Below are 14118 nucleotides of genomic sequence, written 5' to 3' on the forward strand. Positions count from 1 at the left end.
CGGCGCTCGACATCGAACGGAGACGACCATGGCCCCGACCACCCGCGCACCGCGGTGCTCCGAACCCGAGTTCGAGTGGGACGACTTCGCGACGGGGGATTTCGAGTCCGGGTCCGACCCGGACGCCTGACCACCGGGCAGGCGCCGGGGCCGTCGCGCCCTCGGCGAACGGCGGAGCCGATGTCGGAGGCCCCGCCTACGCTGGAGGAATGCAGACCACGCGATCCGTGCGCCCGTTCGAGGTCATCAGCGAGTACGCGCCGAGCGGCGATCAGCCGCAGGCGATCGCCGATCTCGCCGCGCGCATCAACGCCGGCGAGACGGACGTCGTCCTGCTCGGCGCGACCGGCACAGGGAAGTCGGCGACGACGGCGTGGCTCGTCGAGCAGGTCCAGCGCCCGACGCTCGTCCTCGCGCACAACAAGACGCTCGCCGCCCAGCTCGCCAACGAGTTCCGCGAGCTGATGCCCCACAACGCGGTGGAATACTTCGTCAGCTACTACGACTACTACCAGCCCGAGGCCTACGTCCCCCAGACGGACACCTTCATCGAGAAAGACTCGTCGATCAACGCGGAGGTCGAGCGTCTGCGTCATTCCACGACGAACGCGCTGCTGAGCCGCCGCGACGTCGTGGTGGTCAGCACGGTGTCGTGCATCTACGGACTCGGCGCCCCCGAGGAGTACCTGCGCGCGATGGTGGCCCTGCAGGTCGGGGAGCGGTACGACCGCGACGCGCTGATCCGCAAGTTCATCGCGATGCAGTACAACCGCAACGACGTCGACTTCTCCCGGGGCAACTTCCGGGTGCGCGGCGACACGATCGAGATCATCCCGGTGTACGAGGAGTACGCCGTGCGCATCGAGCTGTTCGGCGACGAGATCGAGGCGCTGTACATGCTCCATCCGCTCACCGGTGACATCGTGCAGCGGCTCGACAGCGTGCCGATCTTCCCGGCGTCGCACTACGTCGCGGGCACCGACACCGTGCACCGGGCGATCGGCACGATCGAGGACGAGCTCGCGGGTCGTCTGGCGGAGCTCGAGGGCCAGGGCAAGCTCCTGGAGGCGCAGCGCCTCCGCATGCGCACGACCTTCGACCTCGAGATGCTCCAGCAGCTCGGATTCTGCTCGGGCATCGAGAACTACTCGCGCCACATCGACGGACGCCAGCCGGGCGAGGCGCCGCACACGCTCCTCGACTTCTTCCCCGACGACTTCCTCCTCGTGATCGACGAGTCGCACGTCACCGTCCCGCAGATCGGTGCGATGTACGAGGGTGATGCCTCGCGCAAGCGCACGCTCGTCGACCACGGCTTCCGCCTGCCGAGCGCGATGGACAACCGCCCGTTGCGCTTCGACGAGTTCAAGCAGCGCATCGGCCAGACCGTGTACCTGTCCGCGACGCCCGGGCGGTACGAGATGGGGATCGCCGACGGCATCGTGGAGCAGATCATCCGTCCGACGGGCCTCGTCGATCCCCAGATCGTGGTGAAGCCGTCGAAGGGGCAGATCGACGATCTGCTCGAGGAGATCCGGGTGCGCGTGGGACGCGACGAGCGGGTGCTCGTGACGACCTTGACCAAGAAGATGGCCGAAGAGCTCACGGACTTCCTCGGCGAGCACGGGGTCCGCGTCCGCTATCTCCATTCGGACGTCGACACGCTGCGTCGCGTCGAGCTCCTGACGGAGCTGCGCCAGGGCGTCTACGACGTGCTCGTGGGCATCAACCTGCTCCGAGAGGGACTGGACCTCCCCGAGGTGTCGCTCGTGGCCATCCTCGACGCGGACAAGGAGGGGTTCCTGCGCAGCGGCACGTCCCTCATCCAGACGATCGGCCGCGCCGCGCGCAACGTGTCCGGCGAGGTGCACATGTACGCCGACAACATGACCGACTCGATGCGCGTCGCGATCGAGGAGACCGAGCGTCGCCGCGAGAAGCAGGTGGCGTACAACCTCGAGCACGGTATCGACCCCCAGCCCCTGCGCAAGAAGATCGCCGACATCACCGATGCGCTGACGCGGGAGGCATCCGACACGCAGGACCTCCTCGGTGGTCGCGCGACGGCCAAGAACAAGTCCGGCCGCGGGAAGAGCCCGACCCCGCAGCTCCGGCGCGAGGGCATCGCGGCGGAGGGGGCGCAGCAGCTCGAGGCGACGATCGAGGATCTCACCGCGCAGATGCTCGCGGCCGCATCCGAGCTCAAGTTCGAGCTCGCCGGTCGGCTGCGCGACGAGGTCCAGGACCTCAAGAAGGAGCTGCGCGCCATGGAGCAGGCAGGACACGCCTGAGACCAGCTCCGGCCCGTCGGGCGGGGTTCGACGGGCCCGGGTTGGTAAAGTCACGGGGTGGTTGATCCGATCCAGACCGAAGCGCGACCGCGGCGTCTGACGCCCCATACCCTCGCGGAGATCGCTCTCGAGGTCGGTGCGGACGAGAGCCGCGGCGACGCCGCACCGACGGGCATCGCGCTGAGCACGCAGACGGTGATCCCCGGCGACCTGTTCGTCGCCCTCCCCGGCGCCCGCACCCACGGTGCGACCTTCGCCGCCGACGCGCTGGCCGGCGGCGCGGTCGCCGTCCTCACCGACGGAGCGGGCGCGGCGCTCCTGCCCGCCGACACCCCGTCGATCGTGGTCGCCGATGTGCGGCCGGTCCTGGGTCCGCTCGCCGCCTGGTTCTACGGGTACCCGGCCGCCGCTCTGAAGACGATCGGCATCACCGGCACGCAGGGCAAGACCTCCACCAGCTATATCGTCGACGCCGCCCTGGGCTCCCGGCACAGCGGCGTCATCGGCTCGATGGGCGCGCGCATCGACGGCGAGCCGCTGCCGTCCAAGCTGACGACACCCGAGTCGGTGCAGTTCCAGGCCCTCCTCGCGCGCATGGGGGAGCTGGGTGCGAAGGTCGTCGTCTCCGAGGTGTCCAGCCATGCGATCTCGATGCACCGGCTCGACGGGCTGGTGTTCGACGTCGGCGTCTTCCTCAACCTCGGGCACGACCACCTCGACTTCCACGGCACCCAGCAGGCGTATCGCGACGCGAAGCGCGAGCTGTTCACGGCGCGGATGTCGCGTCGCGGGCTCGTCAACATCGACGACCAGACGGGGCGCCGGTTCTTCGCCGATCCGGAGCTAAACGTCGAGTCGTTCTCCATCGAGGGGCGCGACGCGCACTGGCGTGCGCTCGACATCGACCTGGGCCCGGACGGCTCGACCTTCACGGTCGTCGGACCGGAGGGACAGTCGGCGCGGTTCTCGACGCCGATCCCCGGAACGTTCACCGTGAGCAACATCCTCGCGGCCGTCGCGGCGCTGGATCGGGTCGGCCATCCCCTGGAGGACTCCGTCGCGGGCATCGCGTCGTTCACCGGGGTCGAGGGCCGCGTGCAGTTCGTGCCCGTCGACGCGGACTTCCGCGTCGTGATCGACGCCGGCCACAAGCCGGAGGCGATCAACGCGCTCCTGTGCGCGCTGCGTCCGTCGACGCCGGGACGTCTCATCACCGTGATCGGATCGAACGGCGACCGCGACCCGCACAAGCGTCCGCTCATGGGGCGGTTCTCCGCCATGGCGTCCGACATCGTCATCGTGACCGACGACAATCCGGCCAGCGAGGATCCGGCGCTCATCCGGCGCGCCGTGGTGCGGGGCACCCGGGGCTCGCGGGCCGAGGTGCACGACGTCGCCGGTCGTGCCGAGGCGATCCACGTCGCCGTCGACCTCGCGCGGGAGGGCGACATGATCGTCATCGTCGGCAAGGGCGACGAGCGCCACCAGATCATGGCGCACGGCATCGTCCCGCACAGCGACCCCGACGAGGTCGAGTGGGCCCTCAACCGGCGCCGGGGCGCCGGGGCCTGATCGCCCGGCTCAGGGGCAGTGCATGAGGGGCTTCGGCCCCGACCGGTCGAAGGTGTGCTCCGACATCGGGTGACCGCAGAGCGGGCAGGCCCGCTCGCTCCGCACGGGCTCGGGGTCCGTGTCGTAGGGGCCCACGGAGGCGGGACCCGCCACGCGGATCAGCCGGCTGTTGAGGTAGGCGTACCACCCGCCCGCCTCGCGCACGCGCTCGCGTAGAGGAGGGCGTTCCGAATCCTTTTGTGTCATGACCATTAGTGTACTAAGTAATTCGCGTAGGATGGTCGTGTGGATGCCCGGGATGATCTCTTGAAGCTCGAGAACCAGCTGTGCTTCGCTCTGGTGACGGCGGCTCGCAACGTCGTGGCGGTGTACCGGCCGGTGCTCGAGCCCCTCGGGCTGACCCATCCCCAGTACCTGGTCATGCTCGCGCTGTGGGAGCACTCACCGCGCTCGCTCGGCGACCTCGCCGACGAGCTGGCGATGGAGCCGGCGACGCTCTCCCCGCTGGTCAAGCGACTCGAGTCGCAGGGGCGCGTCATGCGCACCCGCCGTGCGGACGACGAGCGCGTGCTCGACATCGCCCTCACCGACGAAGGGCTCGAGCTGCGTGCTCGGGCACTCGCGGTCCCCGAGCAGATCATGGCCCGGGTCGGCATGGACATCGGTCAGGTCTCCGCGCTGCGCGACGGGCTCGCGCCCTTCGCGGGGCGGCGCGCGATCTGAGGCTGCGCCCGAGCCCGTGTCGGAGGCCCCGCCTAGACTTGTCGGGTGCCTATCGTCCCCGTCGCAGCCTCGAAACTCAGCGTCCGCGGAGCCCGCGTCCACAACCTCAAGGACGTCGATCTCGACATCCCTCGTGACTCCCTCGTCGTCTTCACCGGCCTGTCCGGTTCGGGCAAGTCGAGCCTCGCATTCGACACGATCTTCGCCGAGGGACAGCGTCGCTACGTCGAATCGCTGAGCGCCTACGCGCGCCAGTTCCTCGGACAGGTCGACCGCCCCGACGTCGACTTCATCGAGGGGCTGAGTCCTGCGGTGTCGATCGATCAGAAGTCGACGAACCGCAACCCGCGCTCGACCGTCGGCACGATCACCGAGATCCACGACTACATGCGTCTGCTGTGGGCGCGCATCGGCGTGCCGCACTGCCCCGAGTGCGGTGCCGAGATCCAGCGGCAGACGGTGCAGCAGATCGCCGACCAGTTGATGGACCTGCCGGAGCGTACCCGGTACCAGATCGTCGCCCCGGTCGTCACCCAGAAGAAGGGCGAGTTCGTCGACCTCTTCAAGGAGCTCTCCGCGAAGGGCTACGCGCGCGCCGTCGTCGACGGGGACCTCATCCAGCTGTCGGAACCTCCGACACTGAAGAAGAGCTACAAGCACGACATCGCGGTCGTCGTCGACCGGCTGGTCGCCGCCCCCGACATCCTCGGGCGTGTGACGGACTCCGTCGAGACCGCGCTCGGCCTGGCCGACGGCATCATGCAGGTCAACTACGTCGACGAAGAGGGCGACGACGCGTGGCAGAGCTTCAGCGAGAAGCTCGCGTGCCCGAACGGGCATCCGCTGCAGCTGACCGAGATCGAGCCGCGCACGTTCTCGTTCAATGCGCCGTTCGGCGCCTGCCCGACCTGTTCCGGCCTCGGCACGCGGATGTCCGTCGACGTGGAGCTGATGCTCGGCGACGAGGAGCTGTCGATCAACGAGGGCGTCATCATCCCCTGGACGACGCAGGGCAAGGGGCTCTACCAGTACTACGAGCGGCTGCTCGTCGGTCTCGCCGACGATCTCGACTTCTCCCTCGACACGCCCTGGCGCGAGCTGGGGACCGACGTCCAAGAGGCCATCCTCCGCGGGGAGAACTACAAGGTCACGGTCAAGTGGCGCAACCGCTACGGGCGCGAGATGCGCTACTCGTCGGGCTTCGAGGGCGTCGTGCCCTACATCGAGCGGCAGTACACGCAGGCCGAGACCGACGCGCAGCGCCAGCGCTGGGCGGAGTACCTGCGCGAGGTGCCGTGCCCGGTCTGCCGCGGCGACCGCCTGAAGCCCGAGGTCCTCGCGGTGCTCGTGCACGACCGTTCGATCGCGGACGCCTCGCGGATGAGCCTCGGGGAGGCGCAGAGCTACTTCGCCGAGCTCGAGCTCACCGAGCGGGAGGCCAAGATCGCCGCCGCGGTGCTGCGCGAGATCCGCGCACGCCTCGACTTCCTCATCCAGGTCGGCCTGAACTATCTGAGCCTGGGACGCGCGGCGGGGACGCTCTCGGGCGGAGAGGCCCAGCGCATCCGGCTCGCGACGCAGATCGGATCGGGGCTCACCGGTGTGCTCTACGTCCTCGACGAGCCGTCGATCGGTCTGCACCAGCGCGACAACCGGCGCCTCATCGACACGCTCGTCCGGCTCAAGAGTCTCGGCAACACCCTCATCGTCGTCGAGCACGACGAGGAGACCGTGCACGCGGCGGACTGGATCGTCGACATCGGTCCGCGGGCCGGCGTCGACGGCGGGGAAGTCGTGCATTCCGGGCCGCTGTCGTCCCTGCTCGACGAGCCGCGATCGCTGACGGGTGCGTACCTGAGCGGACGCCGCAGCATCGAGACGCCCACGACCCGCCGCAAGATCGACAAGAAGCGGATGGTGACCGTCGTCGGCGCGCGCGAGAACAATCTGCAGAACGTCACCGCGGACTTCCCGCTGGGCGTGCTCACCGCCGTCACCGGGGTCAGCGGGTCGGGCAAGTCCTCGCTCGTGAACGGCATCCTGTACGAAGTGCTCGCCACCAAGCTCAACGGCGCGCGTCGGGTGGCCGGCAAGCACACCCGCGTCACGGGCCTGGACAACCTCGACAAGGTCGTCCACGTCGACCAGGCGCCGATCGGCCGTACGCCGCGCTCGAACCCCGCGACCTACACGGGCGTGTTCGATCGGATCCGGACGCTGTTCAGCGAGACCACCGAAGCGAAGGTGCGCGGGTATCAGCCGGGCAGGTTCAGCTTCAACGTCAAGGGCGGCCGGTGCGAGGCCTGCTCCGGCGACGGCACGATCAAGATCGAGATGAACTTCCTGCCCGACGTGTACGTGGACTGCGAGGTGTGCCACGGCAAGCGCTACAACCGCGACACCCTGAGCGTGCACTACAAGGGCAAGAACATCGCCGAGGTGCTCGAGATGCCGATCGCCGAGGCGGCGGACTTCTTCGAGCCGATCCAGGCGATCCACCGCTACCTCAAGACGCTCGTCGACGTCGGGCTCGGGTACGTGCGACTCGGGCAGTCGGCGACGACGCTCTCGGGTGGCGAGGCGCAGCGCGTGAAGCTCGCGACCGAGCTGCAGCGGCGCTCCAACGGTCGCAGCATCTACGTGCTCGACGAGCCCACCACCGGGTTGCACTTCGAGGACGTCTCCCTCCTGCTGAAGGTGCTGAACGGGCTCGTCGACAAGGGGAACACCGTCATCGTCATCGAGCACAACCTCGACGTGATCAAGTCCTCGGACTGGATCATCGATCTCGGCCCCGAGGGGGGATCGGGCGGTGGACGCATCGTCGCGACCGGCACCCCCGAGCAGGTCGCGAAGGTCGAGGGCAGCCACACCGGTGCGTTCCTCGCCGAGGTCCTCGCGGACCGGTCGCGCGTCGCCGTCGAGGCGATCGCCGCGGCTGCGGACAAGAGCGCGGCACGGGAACGGGTCCGTAAGGCGGGCTGATGGCCGACGCCCTGCCGTACAAACCCCGACCCGGGGAGATCCCCACCCAGCCCGGGGTCTATCGCTTCCGCGACGCCGACGGGCGCGTGCTCTACGTCGGCAAGGCGAAGAACCTGCGCGCGCGCCTGTCGAACTACTTCGCGCCGCTGCGCACGCTCCACGAGCGCACGCGGCGGATGGTGACCACGGCGACGTCGGTGGAGTGGACCGTGGTCGGCAGCGACGTCGAGTCGCTGCAGCTGGAGTACATGTGGATCCAGGAGTTCTCGCCTCCGTTCAACGTCCGCTACAAGGACGACAAGTCGTACCCGTACCTGGCGATCACGCTCGCCGATGAGGCGCCGCGCGTCATCGTGACCCGCAACCGCCGCATCCCGGGAGCGCGCTACTTCGGGCCGTACCCGAAGATCTGGGCCGTCCACGACACGATCGACCTGATGATCAAGGTCTTCCCGATCCGGACATGCTCGGACGCGTCCTACAAGAAGGCGATGGCGACCGGTCGGCCGTGCTTCCCCGGGCAGATCGGGCGGTGCGGCGGCCCGTGCTCCATGAAGGTCACGATCGAGGAGCATCGCGAGATCGTCGACGACTTCGTGGCCTTCATGGCCGGGGGGGACGCGCGGTTCACCCGGGAGCTGACGTCGCTCATGCGCGAGGCCTCCGCGGAGATGGACTACGAGGCCGCCGCGATCTACCGCGACCGGCTCCAGGCGATCGACGCCGTGCTCAGCCGCAGCGCGCTCGTCCTCTCCGACGACACCGACGCGGACCTGTTCGGGATCGCCGAGGACGAGCTGTCCGCCGCCGTCCAGCACTTCGTCGTGCGCGGGGGCCGGGTGCGCGGTGTGCGCGCGACGACGATCGACAAGGAGCTCGACATCTCGGGTGCGGACCTCGTCGACCAGGTGCTCCAGCGCACCTACGGCGGGGCGACGCCGGGGGAGATCCCGCGCCAGGTGCTGGTCCCGACGCTGCCCGATGACGCCGCGGAGCTCGAGCAGTGGCTGCAGGAGCGGCGGGGCAAGCGGGTCAGCCTGCAGGTCGCGCAGCGCGGTGCGAAGGCGGACCTCCTGCGGACGGCGACGCTGAACGCCCAGCAGGCGCTGCTGCTGCACAAGACGCGGCGCACCTCGGACTACACGGCGCGCACCAAAGCCCTCACCGACCTGCAGACGGCTCTGGGGATGGACGAGGCGCCGCTGCGGATCGAGTGCTACGACGTGTCGCATCTGTCCGGGACGAACGTCGTGGCATCCATGGTCGTCTTCGAGGACGGGCTGCCGCGGAAGGACCAGTACCGCTCGTTCGGCGTGCCCGAGACCACCGACGACACCGACTCCCTGTACCAGGTGCTCACCCGACGGCTCGCTCACGTCGACCGGGACGAGGCGGCTGCCGACGCCGCGTCGGTCGCGGAGCGTGTGGTCGCCTCGGGCGACGAGGCCCCCGTGGTGACCGAGCGCGCGCGTCCCCGCTTCGCCTACCGGCCGCAGCTGCTGGTCGTCGACGGCGGCGCGCCCCAGGTCGCGGCGGCGGCGCGCGCCCTCGAGGACGCGGGCCACACCGAGATCGCGCTGTGCGGCATCGCGAAGCGGCTCGAGGAGATCTGGCTGCCGGGGGAGGAGTACCCGGTGATCCTCCCGCGGACGTCCGAGGCCCTGTATCTGCTGCAGCGTCTGCGCGACGAGGCGCACCGGTTCGCGATCACGCATCAGCGCAAGCGCCGCAAGCGCGACATCACGACCGTCCTCAGCGAGGTGCCCGGGCTCGGCGAGGCCCGGATCAAGGCCCTCCTCAAGCACTTCGGCTCCGTGGCGGCTCTCAGCCGCGCGAGCGCGGACGAGATCACCGAGCTGCCGGGCATCGGGCCCAAGCTGGCGGCGGCGATCGAGGAGCGCCTCGCGCGGCGCCAGGGGCCGGCGACCGCGGACGTGCGTGAATCGGTAGGCTGAGGGCACGACCGCGGAGCGACGGCTGGGAGACGACGTGGCAGAGGAGCAGGCGGCCGGCGAGATCCTGATCGTCACGGGGATGTCCGGCGCGGGCAGGACGACGGCGGCGAACGCCCTCGAAGACCTCGACTGGTACGTCGTGGACAACCTGCCGCCGCAGATGCTGCGACCCCTGATCGAGCTGAGCGACCTGGCCGCCGGGGCCCTGCCGAAGATCGCCGCGGTCGTCGACGTGCGCGGTCGTGATCTGTTCGGCGATCTGCCCGCGATCACGCAGGCCCTGCGCGATCGGCGCAAGCTCCACGTGCTGTTCCTGGACGCCGCCGACGACGTGCTCGTGCGTCGCTTCGAGGCGGTGCGGCGCCCGCATCCGCTTCAGGGCGACGGCACGATCCTCGACGGCATCCGCCGCGAACGCGAGCGCGTCGCCGTCATCCGCGAGAGCGCCGACGTCATCATCGACACCAGCACGCTGAACATCCATCAGCTCTCGACGCGCGTCATCGACATGTTCAGCGAAGAGGGTCAGGCGCGGCACACGGTGACCGTGATGAGCTTCGGGTTCAAGTACGGGCTCCCCACCGATGTCGATCTCGTCGCGGACATGCGGTTCCTCCCGAATCCGTTCTGGATCCCCGAGCTGAAGGGGCGGACGGGGGAGGATCCGGCCGTCCGCGAGTACGTCCTCGACCAGGACGGCGCGCGCGAGTTCATCGGTGCCTATGCGGCCGCGCTCCAGCCCGTGATGGAGGGGTATCAGCGCGAGAACAAGCGCCACTCCGTCGTGGCGGTGGGGTGCACGGGGGGCAAGCATCGCTCCGTCGTGACCGCCATCGAGCTGGCGGAGCGCCTCGCCGACGTCCCCGGAGTAGCCGTACGGGTGAAGCACCGCGACCTCGGACGCGAGTAGGCTGGACCTTCCCCCCGCTCTCCACTCCGAAGGATCGCTGTGTCGCCTACCGCTGACGTGAAGTCCGAGCTGGTCGCGGTACGCGATCCTCGTCCCACGGCACGGGTGGCCGAATTGACCGCCGTCCTCCGCTTCTCCGGCGGCCTCCACTCGATCGCCGGGCGCGTGGCGGTCGAGGCCGAGCTCGATTCGGACCCGCTGGCGCGCCGGGTGGCGCGCGACATCATGGAGCTCTACGGGGTGCGTCCGGAGCTGCACCGTGTGCAGGCATCCGGGGGGCGGACGGGCGGGTCGTTCGCCGTCCGCGTCATCGACGGCGGGGAGACCCTGGCGCGCCAGACCGGACTGCTCGACCAGCGCCGGCGTCCCGTGCGCGGTCTGCCGAACAAGCTCACCACGGGCGCCCGGCCCGACCTCGCCGCCGTGTGGCGGGGCGCGTTCCTGGCCGCCGGTTCCCTGTCGGAGCCCGGCCGCTCCGCGGCGCTCGAGATCGCCTGCCCGTCGGGTGAGGCCGCGATGGCTCTCGTCGGTGCGGCGCACCGCCTCGGGATCGCCGCGAAGGCCCGCGAGGTGCGTGGTGTGCCCCGGGTCGTCGTACGGGAGGGTGAGGCGATCCGCGTCGCCCTCGCCGAGATGGGTGCGGTGCGCACCGCGCACGCGTGGGAGGAGATGCGTCAGCGCCGCGAGGTGCGAGCCGGGGTGAACCGTCTGGTGAACTTCGACGACGCCAACCTCCGCCGCTCGGCGCAGGCCGCCGTCGCCGCGTGCGCACGCGTGGAGCGCGCGCTCGAAATCCTGGGTGACGAGGTTCCGGATCACCTGCGCGAGGCCGGCCACCTGCGGCTCGCGCATCGCGATGCGAGCCTCGATGAGCTCGGTCACCACGCCGATCCGCCCCTGACGAAGGATGCCGTCGCCGGCCGCATCCGCCGCCTGCTGGCCATGGCCGACAAGAAGGCCGGCGCCGAGGGCATCCCCGGTACCGAATCCGCCGTCCCCGAGGGCTTCGAGGACTGATCTCTCGCCTCGCCCTCCCCGTGGGTCTCGACCCGCGCGGCGGGCCTCGACGCGTGGGGCTGGTGTCGGGTGCGGAGGTCGGCGAGACCGCGTGTGGGCGTCGAGACCGCGGTTGGTGGGGTGGGTCTCGACCCGGGGCGTGGGTTTCGACGTGCGGGGTGGGTCTCGACGCGTGGGGTGGGTCTCGACGTGTGCGGCGGGTCTCGACGCGTGGGCGGGGTGTCGGGTGCGGAGGCCGGCGAGACCGCGTGTGGGCGTCGAAACCGCGGGTGGTGGCGTGGGTCTCGACGCGTGGGGTGGGTCTCGACGGGTGGGGTGGGTCTCGATGCGTGGACGGGCTGTCGGGTGCGGAGGCCGGCGAGACCGCGTGTGGGCGTCGAGACCGCGGGTGGCGGCGTGGGTCTCGACGTGCGGAGTGGGTCTCGACGTGCGGAGTGGGCCTTCGGGCGTGGAGGCCGGTGAGACCGCGTGTGGGCGTCGAGACCGTGGGCCGCGGCGTGGGTCTCGACGTGTGCGGCGGGTCTCGGCGTGCGGGGTGGCTCTCGACCGGGGTCGTGGGTCTCGACGGGGGGCGCGGTGGGTCTCGACCGGCGGGCCGGGGGCGGGGCGGTGCGCCAGATTGGTGCGCCGGGGCGGGGGCGAGGGTGGCTCAGCGCGCGGACGGGATCGCCCCGGCGGACGCGCTGCCGCCCAACGCGGTGGCGAGGCTGGCGAGGGGAGCTCCGCGTTCCGGATGGACGATCGGGAGTACGACCGCCGTCAGCAGTGCGCGCAGCTGCGCCGGTGCGGCGACATCTCGCCACGACCAGTGTGCCGTCGCACGCACGCCTCGGGCGTGGAGCATCGCGTCGCGAGCGTTCCGATAGGCCAGCGCTCGCCGCGCATCGCCGAGCAGGCCGCTGTACTTCACCTCGCCGTCGCTCTCGCCCGCGAGGCGGAGTCTTCGCCACCAGAAGTCCACGCGCGCATCGTCGTGCGCGGATGCGCCCCGGAACCACACCTGCAGCTCAGGCTCGGGAAAGCCGAGCCACTCGATCGCTGCAGAGCTGACGCTTTCCAGCGGAGTCTCGCGGATGCCGCTCGCGCGTGAGAAGACCCATCGCGCGGCTCGGACGCCCCGCGAGCTCGGGAGCTCGGCGCTCAGCCGTTCGAGGTGTTCGCCCGACGACTGCGCGTCGCTCCGCAGCACCGCGTCGGCGACGGCCAGGCCCACGGCGGGATGCCGCGTGCGCGCGATCTCGACGGCGACCTCCTCCGCGCTCGCGACGAGGATGCCGTCCAGGTTCTCGGCCCGTGGCATCCGCTCGCTGGCGTGCACCCGGATGCCCGCCATGCGCCGGGACTTCGTCGGGCTCGGGAGGAGGATGTGCACGTCGGGAGGCTCCCCGAACACCGGAAGCCCCCGGAGGGCGCACCCCGACTCGCCGACGAAGACCGCGTCGGGATACATGCGCGCCACGCCGTGCACGCGGGCGAGGTAGCGGGCCCACGGTGTCAGCGACGACCAGGATTCGGCGGGGGCGTACGTCCCGCGCCCGATCCGCACGAGGTCGCCCGCCCGCGCCGCGCGGGCCGTGTTCGACGACTCCGCCGCGTGGATCAGGGGCACGGGCGACGGTGAGAGCCGACTCGTGGATACGGATGCGGACATGCAGCCACCCCATCGCGAATCGCCCCGCGACGGTCGCCCTCCGCCCCGATCTGTGGGAACTCCGCGGATGAGACCGGCCGGGGAGGAATGGATGCCGCGCACGCCGCCACGTCGAGACCCGCCACGCACGTCGAGACCGCCGTCGTCGGAGGCGGTCTCGACGGCGCAAGGCGGTCTCGACGGCGGCGCGCGGTCTCGACGGCAGGACGCGGTCTCGACGAGGCGTGGGGCGACGGCATACGTCACGCGGGGGAACAACCCCCTGCCGCTGACGTTGGACCTCAATAGGATGAAAGTCGTCCCCTCGCCGCGTGCGCAGCGCGGCGCCGACAGGAAGAAGAGATGATGGCGAAGTACACACTGCCCGACCTCCCCTACGACTACGCGGCCCTCGAGCCGTACATCAGCGGCAAGATCATGGAGCTGCACCACGACAAGCACCACCAGACCTACGTCACCGGTGCGAACACCGCCCTCGAGCAGCTCGCCGAGGCCCGTGAGAGCGGCAACCTGGCCAACGTCAACAAGCTCGAGAAGGACCTCGCGTTCAACCTCGGCGGCCACGTCAACCACTCCATCTTCTGGACCAACCTGGCGCCCGCGAACGACGGCGGCGGCGGTGAGCCCGAGGGCGAGCTGAAGTCCGCGATCGAGGAGTTCTTCGGCGGGTTCGACAAGTTCCAGGCGCACTTCACGGCGGCGGCGACCGGCATCCAGGGCTCCGGCTGGGCCGTGCTCAGCTGGGACCCGATCGGCGAGCAGCTCATCATCCAGCAGCTCTTCGACCAGCAGTCGAACACGGCCCAGGGGACGGTGCCGATCTTCCAGCTCGACATGTGGGAGCACGCCTTCTACCTCGACTACCTCAACGTGAAGGCCGACTACGTCAAGGCGGTCTGGAACATCGCGAACTGGGGCAACGTCGCGGAGCGCTTTTCGACGGCGCGCGACAAGACGGCGGGCCTGCTCAAGTAGTAGTGTCGTGACCAGGTGAGGATGCCGGGTCCCGCCCGG

The 14118-nt window shown here is 70.2% G+C and carries 10 protein-coding genes; 8 read left to right on the forward strand and 2 right to left on the reverse strand.

Going from position 1 to position 14118, the window contains the following annotated elements; translation table 11 throughout:
- The first annotated feature begins 209 nt into the window (after positions 1-209).
- Both uvrB and WFI00_RS00395 read left to right on the forward strand, forming a co-directional pair.
- Positions 210-2291, forward strand: coding sequence for an excinuclease ABC subunit UvrB (gene uvrB, locus WFI00_RS00390; protein ID WP_336633054.1), 2082 nt, complete (start codon positions 210-212; stop codon positions 2289-2291).
- 57 nt (positions 2292-2348) lie between these two features.
- Positions 2349-3863: a UDP-N-acetylmuramoyl-L-alanyl-D-glutamate--2,6-diaminopimelate ligase gene (locus WFI00_RS00395; protein ID WP_336633053.1), complete on the forward strand. Its 1515-nt coding sequence runs from the start codon at positions 2349-2351 to the stop codon at positions 3861-3863.
- A 9-nt stretch (positions 3864-3872) separates the two neighbouring features.
- On the opposite strand, the gene WFI00_RS00400 is transcribed toward WFI00_RS00395, so the two are convergent.
- Positions 3873-4115 carry a hypothetical protein gene (locus WFI00_RS00400; protein WP_336633052.1) on the reverse strand — a complete coding sequence of 81 codons (243 nt, stop codon included), beginning with the start codon at positions 4113-4115 and terminating at the stop codon, positions 3873-3875.
- Between the two features lie 33 nt (positions 4116-4148).
- Between WFI00_RS00400 and WFI00_RS00405 the strand changes: the two genes are divergently transcribed.
- From WFI00_RS00405 to whiA, 5 genes are read left to right on the forward strand one after another with little or no spacing between them, the layout of a single operon-like run.
- Positions 4149-4586 carry a MarR family winged helix-turn-helix transcriptional regulator gene (locus WFI00_RS00405; RefSeq protein WP_336633051.1) on the forward strand — a complete coding sequence of 146 codons (438 nt, stop codon included), beginning with the start codon at positions 4149-4151 and terminating at the stop codon, positions 4584-4586.
- A 45-nt stretch (positions 4587-4631) separates the two neighbouring features.
- Positions 4632-7571 (forward strand): excinuclease ABC subunit UvrA, encoded by a 2940-nt coding sequence (gene uvrA, locus WFI00_RS00410; protein ID WP_336633050.1) that lies wholly within the window; start codon positions 4632-4634, stop codon positions 7569-7571.
- Complete coding sequence (gene uvrC, locus WFI00_RS00415; RefSeq protein ID WP_336633049.1) at positions 7571-9526, forward strand: excinuclease ABC subunit UvrC; 1956 nt, start codon at positions 7571-7573, stop codon at positions 9524-9526. Before uvrA ends, uvrC begins: the two co-directional genes overlap by 1 nt.
- A 34-nt stretch (positions 9527-9560) precedes the next feature.
- Entirely contained in the window at positions 9561-10436 is an 876-nt protein-coding gene (gene rapZ, locus WFI00_RS00420; RefSeq protein WP_336633048.1) for an RNase adapter RapZ, read from the forward strand.
- Between the two features lie 39 nt (positions 10437-10475).
- Positions 10476-11453 carry a DNA-binding protein WhiA gene (gene whiA / locus WFI00_RS00425; protein WP_336633047.1) on the forward strand — a complete coding sequence of 326 codons (978 nt, stop codon included), beginning with the start codon at positions 10476-10478 and terminating at the stop codon, positions 11451-11453.
- A gap of 649 nt (positions 11454-12102) precedes the next feature.
- Here the strand turns inward: whiA and WFI00_RS00430 are convergent.
- Entirely contained in the window at positions 12103-13104 is a 1002-nt protein-coding gene (locus tag WFI00_RS00430) for a hypothetical protein (protein WP_336633046.1), read from the reverse strand.
- A gap of 345 nt (positions 13105-13449) precedes the next feature.
- Between WFI00_RS00430 and WFI00_RS00435 the strand changes: the two genes are divergently transcribed.
- Entirely contained in the window at positions 13450-14079 is a 630-nt protein-coding gene (locus WFI00_RS00435; protein WP_336633045.1) for a superoxide dismutase, read from the forward strand.
- The last annotated feature ends 39 nt before the right edge of the window (positions 14080-14118 follow it).

The organism is Microbacterium sp. MMO-56, from assembly GCF_037146215.1.
GTDB lineage: Bacteria > Actinomycetota > Actinomycetes > Actinomycetales > Microbacteriaceae > Microbacterium.

Coding starts and splice junctions, on each gene's coding strand:
- uvrB (WP_336633054.1), top strand. CDS start 210: ATGCAGACCACGCGATCCGTGCGCCCGTTCGAGGTCATCAGCGAGTAC.
- WFI00_RS00400 (WP_336633052.1), bottom strand. CDS start 4,115: ATGGTCATGACACAAAAGGATTCGGAACGCCCTCCTCTACGCGAGCGC.
- uvrC (WP_336633049.1), top strand. CDS start 7,571: ATGGCCGACGCCCTGCCGTACAAACCCCGACCCGGGGAGATCCCCACC.
- WFI00_RS00430 (WP_336633046.1), bottom strand. CDS start 13,104: ATGTCCGCATCCGTATCCACGAGTCGGCTCTCACCGTCGCCCGTGCCC.
- WFI00_RS00435 (WP_336633045.1), top strand. CDS start 13,450: ATGGCGAAGTACACACTGCCCGACCTCCCCTACGACTACGCGGCCCTC.